This window comes from Microcoleus sp. Z1_A1 (genome assembly GCF_036700305.1).
Lineage (GTDB): Bacteria > Cyanobacteriota > Cyanobacteriia > Cyanobacteriales > Microcoleaceae > Microcoleus.
In genome coordinates this window covers 26,053-43,539 of record NZ_JAUBOR010000011.1, presented here as the reverse complement: position 1 = coordinate 43,539, position 17,487 = coordinate 26,053, and the positions used below count along the sequence as shown (strand labels likewise).

Below are 17,487 nucleotides of genomic sequence, written 5' to 3'. Positions count from 1 at the left end.
CAGAGGCCGGAACAAATCGCACTCAGCGGTGTGCTAATCTGCTGCCCTTATTCGCTAGGCAAATATGCTGAAAAAACTACCTTTATCCTGGTCTCGCTACATTCCAGCCGGGTTGACGCTGGGTTTGGGTGTGGGACTGTCGCTTCTCACATTCGCCTTGGTTTGGGACTGGGAAGACAAGCGCCGCGACTACGAAATGCACCGCCGCATTGACGATATTTCGATCGGCATCGAACGCCAGCTCAACTCCGACTTAGATACTGTTCTCGCCCTCAGCGACTACATGAAAGCCTTCAACACCGTCGAGCGTTCCTCTTTTGCCCGGTTTGTCGCCCGTCCCCTATCCGTCCACCCCAGCCTGCAACTCCTGGCTTGGGCCCCCCGCGTCCCCCAGGACGAGCGACGCAACTACGAAACCAAAGCTAGAACCGAAACCGACCCCAGCTTCGAGATTACAGAGCGTGGCCCGCGAGGAGAACTCCGCAAGGCCCTCCAGCGTTCCGAATACTTCCCGGCTTTCTACGTCGAACCACCAGCCGGAAACGAGACAGCATTCGGCTTTGACCTCGCCTCCCACCCAGAAATCCGCGCTGCGCTCGATCGAGGACGCGATACAGGAGAAATGATTGTCACCAACTACATCGGCTTAACTCAAGGCAATTCCCCGGAACTAGGTCTTTTGGCCATAGTTCCGATTTACGAAAACAGCAGTAACCCGACTACCCTGGAATCCCGTCGCCAACTGCTACAAGGATTTGTTCTGGGCGTATTTCGAGGCAAAGATATTTTCCAAACCTCTTTAAAAGGACGCAATACCGAATACCTCAATATTTATCTCGTTAGCGAGGCTCCAGACAAGCAACAAGCAGCGTCACTGTTACCCCAAACGGCCAACCCGGTTCTCAAAAATCTCCCTGCTGAGGGCCAAATTCAGCAATTTGCGGTGCAGTTCCAATCCGCGAGCCAACAAGTGCTTCCAGTATCAGCCACTGCTGACCGATCCCTCATGCAAAACTGCCCAATTCTTGACAATCCAGGCCCGAACTATACAGCTTGCAGAAGGCGGCTGAAAATTAGCGGCCGCCAGTGGTCTATGTACGTGTCTGCAACGCCGGAAATTCGCCGGATTCGCAAGCACTGGCGCTCTTGGGGAACTCTGACGATGGGGATGCTGTGGACTCTGATTCCGGTGACATATATGCTGACATCTTTGAGTCGCACCGCCCAAATCGAAAAGCTAGCCGGAGAAAGAATTCGCCAAGCCGAACAGTTGCAGGCTGCTTACCTACAGTTGGAACTCGAACAAGCTAAATCCGAGCAACTGCTGCTCAACGTTTTGCCTGCTGCGATCGCCCTGCGTTTGAAGGACAATGAACACAATATCGCCGAAAGTTTTGCGGAAGTAACTGTGATGTTTGCCGACATTGTGGGGTTTACAGAGCTTTCGTCGAGAATTTCAGCGACGGCGGTGGTGGAAGTGCTCAACGATATTTTTTCGGCTTTTGACCACTTGGCCGATCGCCACGGTTTGGAGAAAATTAAGACTATTGGTGACGCTTACATGGTTGTCGGCGGTTTGCCTACAGCCAGAGAGGATCATGCCGAGGCCGTTGCGAACATGGCGATCGATATGCTGCACGAAATTAGGCTGCTGAGTTTAGAACATTCGGAACCTTTCAGCATTCGGATCGGGATTAGCAGTGGGCCTGTCGTTGCAGGCGTTATCGGCTTAAAAAAGTTTATTTACGACCTCTGGGGCGACACAGTAAATATTGCTTCGCGCATGGAATCCCACGGGATTACCGGCTGCATTCAAGTCACCGCCGAAACCTACGAGAGATTAAAAGATAAATATACTTTTCAGAAGCGCGGCGCCATTCAAGTTAAGGGCAAGGGATACATGGTTACTTATTTACTGACTGGGAAAAAAGATTATTGACAATCAAGCATCCGGGATACAAGCCCCCGGATTCATTCGTCCAGAAATAAAAAACCTGTATCCGATGAAACTTGCCCCCCAAATTTATCCGTGGGGTCAGTCGATTTTAGATTTTAGATTTTAGATTTACCCCACAGATAAATCTGGGATCTTGAACTAGGGTCTAAAAATTTTATCTTTCCACGACAGGAGTACGTGGCACGGTATCCGTTTTTGGGCTGGGTCAAGGCTTCTATTCTTTAATCTTTAATCTTTAATCTTTAATCTTTAATCTTTAATCTTTAATCTTTAATCTTTAATCTTTAATCTTTAATCTAAAAATGCTTCAATTCTAAAATCTAAAATCTAAAATCTAAAATCTAAAATCGATTAATCCAGCCCAAAAACGGATACAAGCCTCCGACTCCCCGATCGACTAAGACTTTCGAGCGCCAAGCTAAAATAGTGTAATATCAAGGTATTATATCACCCCTGCACCAAAAAAAGGAAAAACCATGACGACGCTGCTAATTCAAACCGAAAGCGTCCCACTGACGGTCAATTTCCCTGCGATCCAATCGATGACTGTTGAACAGTTTTATGAATTCTGTCTAGTTAATCGCGATTTGAGAATTGAACGTACAGCCAGTGGGGAAGTTATCATTATGTCACCAGCCTTTTCAGATACAGGGAACCGCAACTTCAAGATTGCCCTACAATTGGGGAACTGGGCAGAACAAGATGGCACAGGTGAAACGTTTGACTCCAGTGCAGGCTTTACCTTGCCGAATGGAGCAACCCGATCTCCCGATGCCTCATGGATTAAACTAGAGCGCTGGAATGCCTTAACTGAAGAACAAAAAGCCTCATTCGCACCGATTTGTCCAGACTTTGTGATTGAATTGCGGTCTGCTAGTGACACTCTCAAGGGATTGCAAAATAAGATGCAAGAATATATTGAGAACGGTGTATCGCTCGGCTTTTTGGTCGATCGCAAAAACAGAAAAGTCTATATTTACCGTCCCAATCGCGAACAGGAAATCTTAGATAATCCTGAAACAGTCAGCGCAGATCCAGAGTTACCGGGATTTGTCTTGCGGATGGCAAAAATCTGGTGATTTAGAGCATTAAACCATACTCAAAGACATCAATTCATCTGTCATTTCAAAATTCGCCGTCACACTTTGCACGTCGTCCAAATCTTCCAGTGCATCCATTAACTTCAAGAGCGATCGAGCTTTTTCAGGAGTGTCTATTTCCACTGTATTGCTCGGAATCCAGCGAGTTTCCGACTGCACAACAGCAAAAGTTTTTTGTTTCAAAACATCAGCCAACTGTTCCAAATTAGCCACACTTGTAAATACCTCTGCACCTTCAGTATCCTCATCAATTAATATCAAATCATAAGATTCCGCAGCCGCCTCTAGCGACGCTTCAAACAATTGTTCCTCATCAATCGGCCCGCGTACCGTACAAACTCCTTTGTTGTCAAACATCCAGCCCACACAACCAGTTTCGCCCAGGTTGCCGCCATTTTTAGTAAAAGCTTCTCGCAAGTCAGCCGCTGTGCGGTTGCGATTGTCTGTCAGCGCTTCAATCAGAATAGCAACTCCGCCAACGCCGTAACCTTCGTAGCGAATAGCTTCTAAATCCGAACTTCCCCCCGCCAAGCCAGCACCTTTGGCGATCGCCCTTTCTATGTTTTCATTAGGAATATCCGCCGCCTTGGCTTTTTCAATAGCCGTCCGCAGTTGAAAATTGCCAGCGGGATCGGGAACTCCGCTGCGGGCCGCGACAATAATTTCGCGAGATATTCTAGCAAAAACCTTGCCTTTAACGGCATCAACTCTCGCTTTTTGGCGTTTAATATTCGCCCACTTACTGTGTCCAGCCATATCGATTTAAGATTTTCGATTTAAAATGTGCGATCGAGATTAAACAATAACACCCAGATTCGGACTAATCAGATGAACGTAGGGTGCTCTTCTGCCGCGCACCTTACACACATAGCATAAAATGCGATTTTTGGCACGAATCTCAACTTTAATTAAACCGGATCGCGGTTTCAGAGTCAGTCAGGTGAGAAGTATCGCCATTAAGTGCGATCGACCATTCTCCCTCATCCCGCACCACTTTCACCAAACAGCACAAAGAAGCGTTAATTTCCGTTTCTGCACCCCCCGCCAGCCCGATCGCAGTGCCTAAAACCGACGCACCGTGACCTACTAATAACATATCTTCGGGAAAATCAGCCACGAGGCGTTTAGCCGTTTCCCCCGCCCTTTTGAAACAAGCTTCCACGGTTTCGGGATAATTAGCAATACCGCCTTTGTAGGAAGCATCAATCCTGGGAAAACGCCTGCACAAAGCTTCGACGGACTCTGTTTCCGGCATTTCTGTCATCCATTCAGGATTCAGCCATTCGCACAGTCCCCAATCTAGTTTAATTGACAAATCGAGAGCTTCTGCCGCGTGATTTGCTGTTTGGACAGTTCGCAGAAAAGGGGAAGCAAAAATATGAGAAATTCCTTCTCCTTTGAGGCGATTTGCGAGTTGTTTGGCTTGAACGTGACCGTCTTCGGAAAGGTGGGGATCGTAGCGGTGTTCTGCGGTGAGAAACCAGTCGGGGTTAACGAAGTCGATGCGGTTTCCGTGTCGTGCGATCCAGACTGTTTGTGGCATGAGTTGGTTTGAGTTTTGCTTCTAGGTGTAATATTATATCAAAGATGCTGATTTGGGCTCTTTATGAAATTCGAGTGGGATGAAAAGAAGGCAGCGGTAAATTTGTCCAAGCATGGGATCTCATTTGAGGAAGCCAGAACGGTTTTTGACGATCCCCTCTACGTCGATTTCTACGATCCGGATCACTCTGATGAAGAAGATCGCTATATTATTGTTGGAGAGTCCCAGCAAGGTAATTTATTGATAGTGTCGTATACAGAAAGAGCAGATTTTATTCGTTTGATTAGCGCCAGAAAAGTAACACGAGTGGAGCGAGAAGTTTATGAAGAAGGATGAAACAGGGATGGACGATGAGCTTCGGTCGGAATATGATTTGAGGAAGTTGCGTGTAAGAAGGGTAGGATCGGGACGAAAGACCTTTGGTGGTGTAAATATTCGTTTAGAACCGGATGTTGCAGAGATGTTTCCCGATTCTGAAGCAGTGAATGAAGCTCTGCGGTTTTTGATTAGAATTACTAAAGAAAACGTGGTATCTGAGAAATAAGCCCGCGAAATAAGCCCCCCGATCGATCCGTGGGGTCGCTTTAAAGTCTTTAATTAATTTTATCGCCACTGTGCCTTATATAGCCATTCTAAATCATTTGTGAACTTCTTACTCCCTCCCCTTAGTAAGGGGAGGGTTGGGGTGGGGTAAAAAATTACGACTCATGTAGGATTGCTATAGTATGTGCAACTATTTGACACTGCGCTAAAATTACATCAGTCACTCTCTATTGTCCAATGGCTCAATCTATAAGCTGTCGCGCATTTAAATTGTAGGTTCAGGGCGGGCGGGACGCCCACCCCACAATAGTTTGATTATTTTTTGACATCCAATTTAAATGCAGAACAGCTTAAAGCAACTCCACGCCCAAATTCAAGCCATGCCCAGCGATTCGGTTAAGGCGATCGTGCTTTCATGACTGAATCAGTCCAACGGTAATCTCAGCGACTTTGAACAATCGCAGAAATTGCCGAGGAAACGGAGGGATATCAGTGGGGCGAAATTGACACAGCAAAGGAGTTTCAAACCCTCAGTGAAGAAGAAACGATCGCCTTGAGTCTCGCAGCCTTCCAAGATTACCAGAAAAACAAGACGGGCCGCAGAGCTCGATCGGTTTCAGGAATGGGCAGATAGTTTAGGAAGCGATCGTTTTGGCTACCTATGCCAAAATAAAGTTAGAAAATAAAGTTAACCATTCATCATAACTTTTATGACTCTTACACTCACCTTACCCCCCCAAATCGAAGCACTGCTGCGCCAACGGGCGGAAAGTACAGGACAAGATATAACCAGCGTTACCCTAGCTGTTATCGCGTTCGGACTTAGCTTTGATGAAAGCGATTTCTTCGAGGCATTAGAAGGGATTCAACGCGGACTTGATGACTTCGATCGGGGTCAGTTTTCTACTCTGGAAGAGTTTGTCGATAGACAAAACCAGAAATACGGACTTTCTTTGGAAGCATAATGTATCGCATTGACTTTTCCAGTACAGCTCAATCTGAAGCTGATGCAGCGTTTCTGAACTTTTCCCAATTCACGACTCCCGAACGCGCTCAAGCATGGTATCAGGGTTTGATTAAAGCGATTTCCTCACTGAAAGAAATGCCGCGTCGTTGTGTTTTAGCCCGTGAAAACGCGTTTTTCAGCCAAGAGATTCGCCAGCTTCTGTATGGAAGTGGTAAAACCACGTATCGCATACTCTTCATTATTTTTGACGATCAACCCATACCAACGGTGAGGATTATCCACATTCGCCATGCAGTCCAGCGTGCGATTGGCGAACCCCAAGATGAGGCAGAACCTTATGCTTAGCTTATCTAATTTTTTGGAAATAAGCGATCGCAAATTGCCATGCCCTCCGCAGCCGCGAATTACATTCGCCCCCTAACTCGCAGCATCTTATTCCCGCCTTTTTGAAACTCATAAGGAGCCTCTTGAATTTCTACACTAAAACTTCTCTTTTTTAATTCGGTGATAATCGGATTTAAGTGATCGGATTCCTCCCCGCTAAAACTCTGCAATAGAGGGAATACCCGGACTTCCTTCGCAACCCGACACATTTCTGTAATTGCTTCCAAATGAAATTCTTCGGAAAGCAAGTGAGAATAAGCAAATAAGAAATGGCTGCACAAAGCTAAATCGAATTGACCGTTATCGAAAGGCAAAACTGGCAGCTCAGCATTCAGGTAGCGGCCTTGCTCTAAGCCAGATGGAAAATCTTCTAAAAATTCCTGCATCGCCTTCATTCGCACTTCTCCTAGCTGGTAGGGCGATTCAAAATTGTTCCACAGGTAGCCGTCTACATTGGCTTTGACAGCATCAATCACAGTTTGATATGTTTCTTGGATGCGATCGCCAATTTCCACCGCAGTAAACTGATAAACTGGATCGCAAGAAATTACCTTTTTACCTTGGCGAGTCATTTCGGCATTGAAACTCGCTGGGCCGCCAGCACAATCAAGAATTGCTAGCTTGAGGTCACTTGATGTCAAGCTAAACATTCCTATGTATTCATCCAAGCAGCGTCCCCAGGGAATTACTTTATCCAATTTTAGTGACACTTGTCTTTGTCCTGCAGAGAGAATTATTTAACATTTTACCTCAAATCAGGGCGGTTTTTTTCTATCTCCTTTCTGCGGCGGGTTGATTTGTATGCGGACTTATGTATGAAGAATTTTGCTCAAACGAGATATTAATCCTGACAACAGTTGGCGGGCTTTACACTTTCTTTACAAACAAGGGGCAAAATAGTTAAGTGCGATCGCACAATTTTTATGCTTGTACCTGTGGATTTTGCCGCAAAGCGAGGCTACACTGGACAGCAGGGAAAATAAACTACAATCCACTAGCTAAATTGCTCTTGTTCAATGGCAGGCCGCAACCAGGGAAGAAAGATGAAATATACCGTTCAAACCGCTACAAGTCTGAGTTTGTCAGCACTCCTGGTGCTATTGAGTTCGCCGCCCAGTAGAGCTCAGTTGCCTGCCGTCAGAAATCCTGTGCCCGCTAGGAACCAAAACCAACCGAGAGTACCGCCGCCACCTCCGGGTTCGCTGACACAAGAAGCAGCTTATACTTTAGGATCGGGCGATCGCATTGCTTTAGAGATATTCGGCGTCCCTGAATTCAGCAGAGAATATCAAGTGCTAGTTGACGGGACGCTCAATTTGCCAATCATTCGTAGCGTCTCAATTCAAGGGTTGACGCTGCAACAAGCCGCTAATGTGATTACCCAGCGATACGAACCCTTCATCAATGTTCCCGTTGTTACCGTGACTCTGGTAGTCGCTCGCCCCCTAAATATAGGTCTTGCCGGTGAAGTTACTCGCCCGGGTTCATACAAGATTAATCCCACTAGAGAAGGAGGAGGAGTAAAATTCCCGACTTTGATGGAAATGCTGCAACTTGCACAAGGGGTGACATCAGCAGGAGATATGCGAAATGTCCAAATTCGTCGTCCCCGCAGAGGCGGGCCGGAGCAAGTTACTACTGTTGATTTGCAGGATTTTTTAGAGACGGGAAATTTGCGTCAAGATGTTACCATTCGAGATGGAGATACAATTTTTATACCGACAGCAAGTGCCCTCAATACTCAAGAAGTTCGTCAAAGAGCCAGTGCTAATTTTTCCGCTGATATTACTAAACCAATTGGGGTAGTAATTGTCGGGGAAGTAAACCGGCCGGGGCCTTATACTGTATTTGCTTCGGATGTGCGATCGAGCAACCAACAAACAGAGTTGAGTTTTGTATCTATCGACCAACAGCAAGGAGCAGTTGTGGGCTTACCAACAATAACTAGAGCACTGAAAATTGCTGGTGGTATCACTACAGAAGCTGACATTCGCCGCGTACAAATCCGCCGCCGAGTCAGAGGTGGCAACGAACAAACTATCATGGTAAATCTGTGGGATTTACTGCAAAAAGGCGACGCAACTCAAGATATTTTGCTGCAAGAAGGAGATAGCGTAATTATCCCGACAGCGGCTACGGTAGACTTAGCTGAAGTTTCTCAAGTTGCAAATAGCAGTTTTTCTCCGAACGCGATTAGCATCAATATTGTAGGAGAAGTAATTAGGCCTGGGGCTTTGCAGGTGCGACCTAGTACATCCCTGCACCAAGCTTTGCTCACCGCAGGCAGTTTCAATCAATTGCGGGCTAAAAAAGACAAGGTAGAACTATTGCGATTGAATCCCAACGGTACTGTTTCTCGCCGCACGATAGAGGTGGATTTTGCTCAAGGATTGAATCCTAATAATAACCCCACTCTCCGCAACAACGATGTGATTCTGGTAGCGCGATCGGGCTATGCTAGGGTAGCAGACAATATCAACACTTTCTTGCAGCCAATAACAGGAGTAGCAACAGGTATCGGCGCTGTTAGCAGCGTTTTTACTGGGTTTCAAGCAACTATCAACGCTTTTCAAAACTTATTTTTGGGAGGGGATTTCGAGCGACGAAATCAGCTCAGAGAGCTTCGCGAACAACGTCAAGACAGACAAGAGCAACGTGAAGACAGACTGCTAGAAAGAGAGCTACAACGTGAAGATAGATTGCAGCAAGCAGAAGACAGAAGACTGCAACTTGAAGACAGACGCTTGCAACTCGAAGACAGACAGCGGCAAATAGATCTTGAGAATCGGCAAATCGAGATCCAGGAGCAGCAACTTCAGCTCCAAAATCAGCAGCAGCAAATGCAGCCACAGCAAATTCAGCCAACTACTCCTTGATCGGACTCGGGCGTTGATAGTTAGCCACCATTTTTATGAAGAGGTGGTTGAAACCGCTGCATAGAGTCAAACTTTCGTCCGAGCAAAGGCAGGGCTGTTTCATTATCCGTAGGGGCCGTGCCAAGAGTGCCGGCCCTCTAGGCGTTGCTGATTTACGGTATGAAACGTTAAATAGGCCCGTCAGAGAAACCAGTATCCACAAAGCGGGTGGATTTTAAAGTGATTTTTTTTTCATACCCTGATTAAGTAACGCCACCTTGAGATTGCTTCACTGAGTTCGCTGGGCAACAGAAATACCTTACTTTTGCGTAAGTCCTGTAATCCTAACAATTCGATCCTTGAAACGTATAAGTTGCTACATCAAAGATAAAGGTTCGATTGACATTGTTCCCCTTTGTCCATGTCCCAAACTACATCAATCATGAAAAAATTTTTGTATTCGGGAAAATTAATCAACCTTTCGTTTCCAACAACTGCGGCTGCAAAACCTGATTTAATTTGCCGCTGCGAAACCCCTCCAAATCCAAAGTAGCGTAAACAAAACCAAACTCTTGAAATACCGCCACCAATGCAGGCAAATCCGTGTTTACCACAAACTCCTGAATCTCCTCTGCGGGTAACTCAATGCGTGCCGTATCTCCGTCCGATCGCACTCGCAGATTTTTCAGTCCCAACTGCCGCAAATACCGTTCGGCGCGCCCCACTCTTTGCAACTTTCCAACGGTGATTTCTTCGCCGTAAGGAAAGCGCGAACTGAGACAAGGTTGAGCCGGTTTGTCCCACCAAGGCAAACCCAATTCTTTTGCCAATTGCCGCACCTCAAATTTAGTGATTCCTACTTCGGCTAAAGGCGATCGCGCGCCGCGTTCCTTTGCCGCCTGAATTCCGGGACGGTAATCCTTTAAATCGTCACCATTAACCCCATCCACCACATAAGGATAACCCTTTGCTAGTGCTAGGGGTTTCAAAGTATCGTGCAGTTCGCTTTTGCAGAAATAGCAGCGGTTAACCGGGTTAGAAGTGTAATTTGGATTTGCCATTTCCTGAGTTTGTACTTCCTCGTGGGCAATACCAATTTCTGCTGCTTGAATCCGCGCATCTTCTAAATCTTCGGGCAGTAGAGAGGGGGAAACTGCCGTCACTGCCAAAGCGCGATCGCCCAACACATCAAAAGCGATTTTTGCTACCAAAGTGCTGTCAATTCCGCCGGAGTAGGCAATCAAAGCCCGTTCCATTTGTGCGAAAATATCTTTTAATTGTTCGAGTTTTTCTACTAACATAATTTCATTTTTTCTTACTGCTAAGCTATCGCAATCTAATTTACAGGGGGATGTCTCTTCAACATCTTTAGGGCTTACGCACTATTGTTTAGAAACGAGGTTTTTTTTACGAAAAGACGCGTTGTAGACCGCAGATTCGGTAACAAACCCGGTTTCTGGACCCCGATGCGTAAGTCCCTATCTTGTGGGGAGGGCAGAAAAGTCCGCCCAAAGGTACTATTTAAATACAGAATAGCTTATTCGGGATCAATTAAAAGTTTGAGTTTTAGTTGAGATTTCTGAGCGATCGCCTCCTTTATATTTTAGCGTGATAATTTGATATAGTCACACTTTTGAAAGTAGCGAAGGCGCGTTTTAAAATTCCCTACGGGAAAATATGGCGATCGCAATTGACAGCAGCAGCACCACATACAGCAAACCGTAGCCAGCATCTGTAATCAAACCTGCCAAGTAAGGAACTTGTCCGTAAACAGCATCATTTCTCAAATTGAATCTGGCTAAATCCGGCAAAACCAGATATAGTCCCATCATCAATTGTTCTAGGCCAGGATTTTTAGTTAACTTGCCCAAAGCCACTAAATCCCGCGTCGAATGTCCCATCAAATAAACGCCAAATGTCAGTAAAGTTGCCAACAGCGAACTGCTGAACACCCCAAATAAAATCCCTACACCAGCCATGAGACAAAGCTCAAACCAGATAAACAGCGAAGCGATTAAAATGCTTCCCAAAGGGAAAGGAATGCTACTCAAACTCAGAATAGCCAGATAGATAACAGTCATTGCCGCTACAAGCACCGCCAGCACCGCCGACAGTCCTAAGTGCTTGCCCACAATTAACTCAGCCCGACTTATCGGCTTAGCAACTAACAGATAAACAGTGCGCTTTTCAATTTCTTTGTTGACCAGTCCGGTAGCCACAAACACTGTGGCAATTAAACCGAGAATGCTCATAGCACCCAAACCGATATCTAAGATAATTTTCTTTTCGGTTGTCGCCGCCAATTCCGGTATCAACCGTACCGAGGCGCCCATCAACAGAGCAAAAATAATAATTAAGTAAAGGATGCGATCGCGAATTACTTCCCAAAATACATTGGTCGCGACTGTCAAGATTCTTCTCAAATTCATCTAGTTATTAACCCGCTGGAAACTTTCGCCATACTTTAGTGCAAGGAAGAAGGAAGAAGGAAGAGGGAAGAAGGAAGAAGGAAGAGGGAAGAAAGAGGATTTTTTCCATCTCAGACTCTCAGACTCTCCCACTTTCAGACTCTCCCACTCTCCCGCTATACCCATCGCAATTAGTTAACAGAGACAGAATCAAACTTGAGTGTCCCCCGGCGTTCCATCTTTTTTCTGTCCGGGTTGAGAGCGTTTGATGGCATCGCAGGTTACAGTCGCCCTATTGGCTATCTGGAACACCTCGCAAGATTTGGTAAACGAATATATTTCCGGTCTAAAAACCACTCCCAGCCAAGTTGCCTGCATATCTAACTGATAGCGAGACTCTCCTTGGACGATCGAAGTTTTGACATCCCACCTCCCATCTTCTGCGACTACCCCAGTTGTTTGTAAGGCTTGATTCCGCAGAAAAAATCGCTCATTGTCAATATCTATTAACATTTGCTCTACCTGCGCCCACGGTTTTGTGCGGGCTTCATTTCGCAGGTATCGCTCCATTTCATTGAGGATGACAACTCCTCGGGAGCGATTAATAGTTGGCTGTTGAAATGTCACCACATAATCGCTTTGCCTTAAATCCTGAGATAAAACACTCGGATACTGTTCTATCCAACCTTGAATTAAAAAGTGAAAAGCAAACCAACAGGAAAACAGCAGGTGAACGAGAGTAATCATCAAAAACTGAGGGCGCACCAACGACCTGATACCTTCCCGTTTTGACTCGCTATTCCAAATCTCTATTGTAGCAAGAACTGCTACTGCTATAAGTGGGCCGGATATCCATGCTATTTCCTTCCTATCCGACGGTAATCTTATCAGTAACCACAAGCCAATTAAGATGCTTGTCACCCACGGACTCAGACTTACTCCTTTAATCACAAAAGGTTGCTGGCTGGTCAGCAAACCCATTGAAAGTGTAAATAATAACCAGCTCATATCAAAAAGCAGAGTTCTCGTCCGCCAGTCAGTTACGGCTGCCACTGTCAGCAAAGCTAAAAAGATGCTGAGTAGTAAAGGAGTCTTCCAGTGAACAACTTTAGGCGGAATCATCGCCTTTTGGATTTTTTTATTGGTTTCCCAAAGGTTGTTCGTCAGCTTAGTTAGCTGCTGAGTGACATCTAAAAATTGCTTCATCATAAATTTCAATACACGCTTTGCAAAAACAACACGGTTAAAATAACGAGATTGCTAACAGTGTGGGCGATTAAAATTCCCCCAAACTGGGTAGTTACTTGAAAAGTTTTTTTGGGAGGACGGCGGGTGAGGGTTGGTGGTCCTAAAAACTGAGGTGTGGAAGCTTTTTTATTGCCGGAAACCATGTTTTCTATGAATTCTAATCCCTGCCATTTAGCTAGAAAGGTTACTGCTAATACTGACAGTGCTATCATAGTTATTGGAGCGTAAACATTATCCCCACGTCCTAATAAAATATAACCGATAAGCTGTTCCCGCAATTCTTTGCTAAGAACGCTTTCAATGCCGAAGAAAACTAACCAGCCTACGCAAGTGCAAGATAGATTGAGGATGGCTGTATATTCAATGCTGGTTTTGGGGCCGAGTTTAAGTAGTTTTTGCAAAAACCACGATTCGATCGCGATCGCCAAAAACATAATTAAAATTTGCACCAAAACAGTCCGAAATGGGAAAACACTCGCAATCATAAGCCTTTAGGTATATCAGTCCGTGTTAAATTTTAATTGTACAGCACAAGCGGAAGAATCTTAACCGGAGGTTTGAGCACCTGATTCCGTTAGATCGCTGCTTAAAAGATTGGGAGTTAGAAGTTATCGTATAATCTGTTGAGATCCGCCAACAGAATGGAAAAATTAAACATTCAAGGCGCGCGATCGAATACCCACCCCGATACAGACTCAAACAACTGCTGATTATGGTAAGGAATGGCATTGGTATTCGGACAGCCTCATCCCGCTCGGAACGCGCCGCGGGTCAGATTCACGTCTACGACGGCGCTGGTAAAGGCAAGTCTCAGGCAGCTTTGGGAGTAGTGTTGCGCTCGATCGGGCTGGGTATCAATTCTGACTCGCCCACACGAGTCTTATTGCTGCGCTTTCTCAAAGGCCCCGGCCGCTCCTACGACGAAGACGGGGCAATAGAAGCCTTGCAACGGGCATTTCCGCACTTGATCGACCAAGTGCGAACCGGCAGAGCCGAATATTTTGGGGCCGAAGCAATCACCCGCTTCGATCGGGCCGAAGCTCAGCGAGGCTGGGATATCGCCAAAGGAGCGATCGCAAGCTCGCTCTATTCCGTGGTGGTACTAGACGAACTAAACCCCGTATTGGACTTGGGTTTGCTGCCAGTTGACGAAGTAGTCCAAACCCTCAAAAACAAACCAGAATATTTAGAAGTCATCGCCACAGGCCGAGCGGCCCCCGAAGCTTTGCTGGAGATTGCCGACTTACACTCAGAAATGAAGCCCCACTATAACCCCGCAGCGGCAGACCATCATATTTCCGGTATCGAAATATACACCGGAGCGGGGAAAGGCAAGTCTACGAGCGCTTTGGGAAAAGCTTTGCAGGCAATAGGTAGGGGTATCAGTCAAGACCAATCTCACCGGGTGTTAATCGTGCAATGGCTCAAAGGTGGCACCGGTTATACAGAAGATGCGGCGATCGCAGCCTTGCGACAAAGCTACCCCCAGCTAGTAGATCACCAGCGGTGCGGCCGAGATGCTATAGTTTGGCGGGGGCAACAGCAAGAGCTAGACTGCATAGAAGCAGAACGCGGCTGGGAAATCGCCAAATGTGCGATCGCCAGCGGTTGGTACAAAACGATTATTCTCGACGAACTCAATCCCACAGTAGACTTAGAACTGCTGCCGGTAGAGCCGATCGTCGAAGCCCTGCTACGCAAGCCGCGGGATACAGAAATTATTATCACCGGGCGCTGCCACAAACCCCACGCTTACTTTGACTTGGCAAGCGTACACTCCGAGGTATACTGTCACAAACACTACGGCGATCGGGGCGTAGAACTAAAGCGGGGCGTAGACTTTTAAAGCCCGGAGCGGTACCGAGTTCAATCCGGGCCAGAATTATTAAATGAGGGCCCTGCCTGGAAAACCGGAAATTGCCACAAAGCCTTGTTACCAAGTAACAAATCTCCCAATTTTCCTTGTCTTCGGGATCACCCAGATCAGCCTTTTTTAATCTTTAATTTCCTCCCCCGGACGCGATCCCCGACCGCCAATCCAGAATGGAACATTAAGAATATGAGCCGCGTCTTGTAGAGCGTGAGCACCTGAGACAGTGCACCAGGATTATTAAAGGGTGAAGACATTGAATATAAAAGCTTACAAGCAAAAAATCCGCGAGGGAGAAAGTCTAGACAGGGTTAACGCCAGTAGGCTAGACTTGCGGCTGGCAAACAGGTTAAACTACAGCGGAATCCAAACATTCGGTGTTCTAGGCAGTGTCTGTAGTCGCACCAGCGATGACCAACAAGTAGAGGAGTGAAGCTTTATGACAACGTTAAATGACGATTCTAATCAACTAGATTTAAACCTTCCGGGACTGGGCCCGGATACAATCTTCGCCGCAGGCGGGGCGGATTTCGTTAGAACTTCCACCCTGGGCGGCAGCTTAATATTTGGCCAAGGCGATAACGATACTCTGATTTCAGTTGGCCCGAACGATACACTGTACGGCGGCGACGACGAAGACTCAATCAGATCCCAGCGCACTCCGGCTTTGCTGTTAGGCGACCGAGGTAATGACACCATAGTCGCTGAAGCCCGCGCTACCCTGTACGGCGGCGAGGGAGAAGACTTCGTCCAAGGTACTGTCGAAGCTAACCTCATGTTTGGTAATGAGGGCGCAGATACGATGCTGGGAGGGGCGCAGAGAGGAGATTCCCTCTATGGCGGTAAGGACAATGACGCGATCGGCTTCTTCATCGCAGGCGGTGGCAACAACCTCTCTTTAGAGGGTGGCTTGGCTATTGGCTTCGCTGGCAATGAAGGCAGCAACTTCTTGCGGGGTGATTTGGGCGACGACTTAGTTGTAGGTATCAATGTAAGAGACAGTCTTTATGGCGGTAAAGGCAACGACACGCTACGTGGTGTGGCCAGCAACAGCTACCTGTCGGGCGATGATGACAACGACACCTTAGTCATTACCAACAGTACGCAAAGCAGCCCCTTTACTACCGACGTCATCACGATCGGCATTGAGAGAACCACCTTGATTGGCGGTGGCGGCGACGATTCTCTCAACGGCGCGATCGGCGACTTTGGCGGCGGCAGAAACTTCTTTGACGGCGGCGAAGGCAACGACACGATCAACGTTTTTGCCTTTTCTGATACCGCGTTGGGAGGTGAAGGCGACGACTTCATCCGGTCGGCGTCGGTGCCGGATGTAATTTCGAGCGTAGGCGCGCGGAGTTCATTTCCAGGTTTCGCGGGTCGCAACTTGCTCGACGGCGGAGTAGGCAATGACACGATCGTTGCAGCTTTTGCGACGGATACAATGATCGGCGGTGAAGGCAACGACAGCCTCAGCGGAACCTTTACTAATGCAGCCGGTGGAGATGGCAACGATACTATCAATGCTACCGCTGCCATTTTTGCTGGTACTGGTACTGCTTTGATTACTCTCGAAGGCGGGCTGGGCAACGACTCGTTAATTGGCTACACCAATCCTACTACTAGCAGCAGCTTCACCGTCACCAACCTCATGAACGGTGGCGTGGGAAGTGACACCATCATCTTTGGCAGCCAGTTCGATCGCCTGATTGGCAACTTGGAGGGTAACGACTTCATCTCCTACGCTAGCACCATCACCTTTAGCGGCACAGTCGTCAACTTGATTACCGATACCTTAGGCAGCAACTTCATTATTGGTGGCAACGGCACTGATGTGATCACTACTGGTAACGGGGATGACATCCTGTTCGGCGACTCATCCAATGCTACCGACTCCCTCGGAGGAGCCGGGGACGATACCTTAATTGGCGGTGGCGGGAACGACACCATGCTGGGCGGCTTTGGTAACGACTATTTGATCGGAGGCGACGGTAACGACTCTCTCGGCGGCGGCCCTGGTGCTGACACCCTGATTGGCGGATCGGGTAATGACAGCTTCTACTACAACAACTCCGGCGAGGGCGCCGTGGGTACTAACGTAGACCAAATCGGCGATTTTACAGTCGGCCAAGACAAGTTTATCTTCCAAATCAATGACTCCAACGGCTTCCCCAACTTGAGGGTACTGGATAATACGAATCGAATTTCTTCGAAGGCGTTCTTGCCGCTTGAGAGTGGGCAGTACAACGGCAGTTTTGGTCCAGCCGGGGCGGGCGCGACAGAGCCGTTCGTCTTTTATGAAAATGAAACTGGACGACTAGGATATGACTCTAACGGTTTTGGTACTGCTGGCGGAGTAGTTACGCTGGCAATTCTGAATGGCAGACCGGGCATTACGGCTTCTGACATTACCCTGATTTAAGTTGGGTAAAAGTGGGTGGGGTCGATTCTGAAACATCGCCCTACCAACTCTCAAAACTAATTGTCCTATGTTTCGAGCTGGGGATATCCATCCCTGGCTTTTTTGTGGGCATTGGGAATTGGGCCGAAAAGTAGAATCTGTAGGGGCGGGTTCACCCATAAATTTTGCCACCCATCAATAATCTCGATAA

Annotated in this window: 16 protein-coding genes; 9 read left to right on the top strand and 7 right to left on the bottom strand. The window is 47.2% G+C overall.

Features of this window, described 5'->3' with window-relative positions; all coding sequences use genetic code 11:
* The first annotated feature begins 64 nt into the window (after window positions 1-64).
* A complete protein-coding gene (locus QT973_RS09655; protein ID WP_333211253.1) occupies window positions 65-1,939 on the top strand; it encodes an adenylate/guanylate cyclase domain-containing protein in 1,875 nt (624 codons plus the stop codon).
* Between the two features lie 494 nt (window positions 1,940-2,433).
* A complete protein-coding gene (locus tag QT973_RS09650; protein ID WP_333054458.1) occupies window positions 2,434-3,036 on the top strand; it encodes a Uma2 family endonuclease in 603 nt (200 codons plus the stop codon).
* 9 nt (window positions 3,037-3,045) lie between these two features.
* Here QT973_RS09650 and QT973_RS09645 read toward each other — a convergent pair whose 3' ends face one another.
* Window positions 3,046-3,813, bottom strand: a complete 768-nt coding sequence (locus QT973_RS09645; RefSeq protein WP_333054457.1) for a YebC/PmpR family DNA-binding transcriptional regulator — start codon at window positions 3,811-3,813, stop codon at window positions 3,046-3,048.
* Between the two features lie 148 nt (window positions 3,814-3,961).
* Window positions 3,962-4,600, bottom strand: a complete 639-nt coding sequence (locus QT973_RS09640; protein ID WP_333054456.1) for a histidine phosphatase family protein — start codon at window positions 4,598-4,600, stop codon at window positions 3,962-3,964.
* A 63-nt stretch (window positions 4,601-4,663) separates the two neighbouring features.
* On the opposite strand from QT973_RS09640, the gene QT973_RS09635 reads away from it, so the two are divergent.
* From QT973_RS09635 to QT973_RS09620, 4 genes are all read left to right on the top strand, one after another.
* The gene (locus QT973_RS09635; protein ID WP_333054455.1) at window positions 4,664-4,936 is read left to right on the top strand and encodes a BrnT family toxin; all 273 of its coding nucleotides are present in this window, start codon (window positions 4,664-4,666) and stop codon (window positions 4,934-4,936) included.
* The gene (locus QT973_RS09630; protein ID WP_333054454.1) at window positions 4,923-5,144 is read left to right on the top strand and encodes a hypothetical protein; all 222 of its coding nucleotides are present in this window, start codon (window positions 4,923-4,925) and stop codon (window positions 5,142-5,144) included. Before QT973_RS09635 ends, QT973_RS09630 begins: the two co-directional genes overlap by 14 nt.
* A gap of 709 nt (window positions 5,145-5,853) precedes the next feature.
* On the top strand, window positions 5,854-6,108 hold the full coding sequence (locus QT973_RS09625) for a hypothetical protein (RefSeq protein WP_242716968.1): 255 nt from the start codon (window positions 5,854-5,856) through the stop codon (window positions 6,106-6,108).
* Window positions 6,108-6,455, top strand: coding sequence for a type II toxin-antitoxin system RelE/ParE family toxin (locus tag QT973_RS09620; RefSeq protein ID WP_333054453.1), 348 nt, complete (start codon window positions 6,108-6,110; stop codon window positions 6,453-6,455). The genes QT973_RS09625 and QT973_RS09620 overlap by 1 nt, the downstream gene beginning before the upstream one ends.
* Window positions 6,456-6,514: 59 nt before the next feature.
* Here QT973_RS09620 and QT973_RS09615 read toward each other — a convergent pair whose 3' ends face one another.
* Window positions 6,515-7,204, bottom strand: a complete 690-nt coding sequence (locus QT973_RS09615; protein ID WP_333054452.1) for a class I SAM-dependent methyltransferase — start codon at window positions 7,202-7,204, stop codon at window positions 6,515-6,517.
* A gap of 333 nt (window positions 7,205-7,537) precedes the next feature.
* Between QT973_RS09615 and QT973_RS09610 the strand changes: the two genes are divergently transcribed.
* The gene (locus QT973_RS09610) at window positions 7,538-9,370 is read left to right on the top strand and encodes a polysaccharide biosynthesis/export family protein (protein ID WP_333054451.1); all 1,833 of its coding nucleotides are present in this window, start codon (window positions 7,538-7,540) and stop codon (window positions 9,368-9,370) included.
* Between the two features lie 452 nt (window positions 9,371-9,822).
* Here the strand turns inward: QT973_RS09610 and larE are convergent, their stop codons facing one another.
* From larE to fraC, 4 genes are all read right to left on the bottom strand, one after another.
* The gene (gene larE / locus QT973_RS09605; protein WP_333054449.1) at window positions 9,823-10,650 is read right to left on the bottom strand and encodes an ATP-dependent sacrificial sulfur transferase LarE; all 828 of its coding nucleotides are present in this window, start codon (window positions 10,648-10,650) and stop codon (window positions 9,823-9,825) included.
* 354 nt (window positions 10,651-11,004) lie between these two features.
* Window positions 11,005-11,778, bottom strand: coding sequence for an ABC transporter permease (locus QT973_RS09600; RefSeq protein WP_333054448.1), 774 nt, complete (start codon window positions 11,776-11,778; stop codon window positions 11,005-11,007).
* A gap of 189 nt (window positions 11,779-11,967) precedes the next feature.
* Complete coding sequence (locus QT973_RS09595) at window positions 11,968-12,966, bottom strand: DUF5357 family protein (protein ID WP_333054447.1); 999 nt, start codon at window positions 12,964-12,966, stop codon at window positions 11,968-11,970.
* 5 nt (window positions 12,967-12,971) lie between these two features.
* A complete protein-coding gene (fraC, locus tag QT973_RS09590; RefSeq protein ID WP_333054446.1) occupies window positions 12,972-13,490 on the bottom strand; it encodes a filament integrity protein FraC in 519 nt (172 codons plus the stop codon).
* A 227-nt stretch (window positions 13,491-13,717) separates the two neighbouring features.
* Here fraC and QT973_RS09585 point away from each other — a divergent pair, with 227 nt between their 5' ends.
* Window positions 13,718-14,851, top strand: a complete 1,134-nt coding sequence (locus tag QT973_RS09585) for a cob(I)yrinic acid a,c-diamide adenosyltransferase (protein WP_333054445.1) — start codon at window positions 13,718-13,720, stop codon at window positions 14,849-14,851.
* A 463-nt stretch (window positions 14,852-15,314) separates the two neighbouring features.
* Complete coding sequence (locus QT973_RS09580; protein ID WP_333391223.1) at window positions 15,315-17,297, top strand: calcium-binding protein; 1,983 nt, start codon at window positions 15,315-15,317, stop codon at window positions 17,295-17,297.
* The last annotated feature ends 190 nt before the right edge of the window (window positions 17,298-17,487 follow it).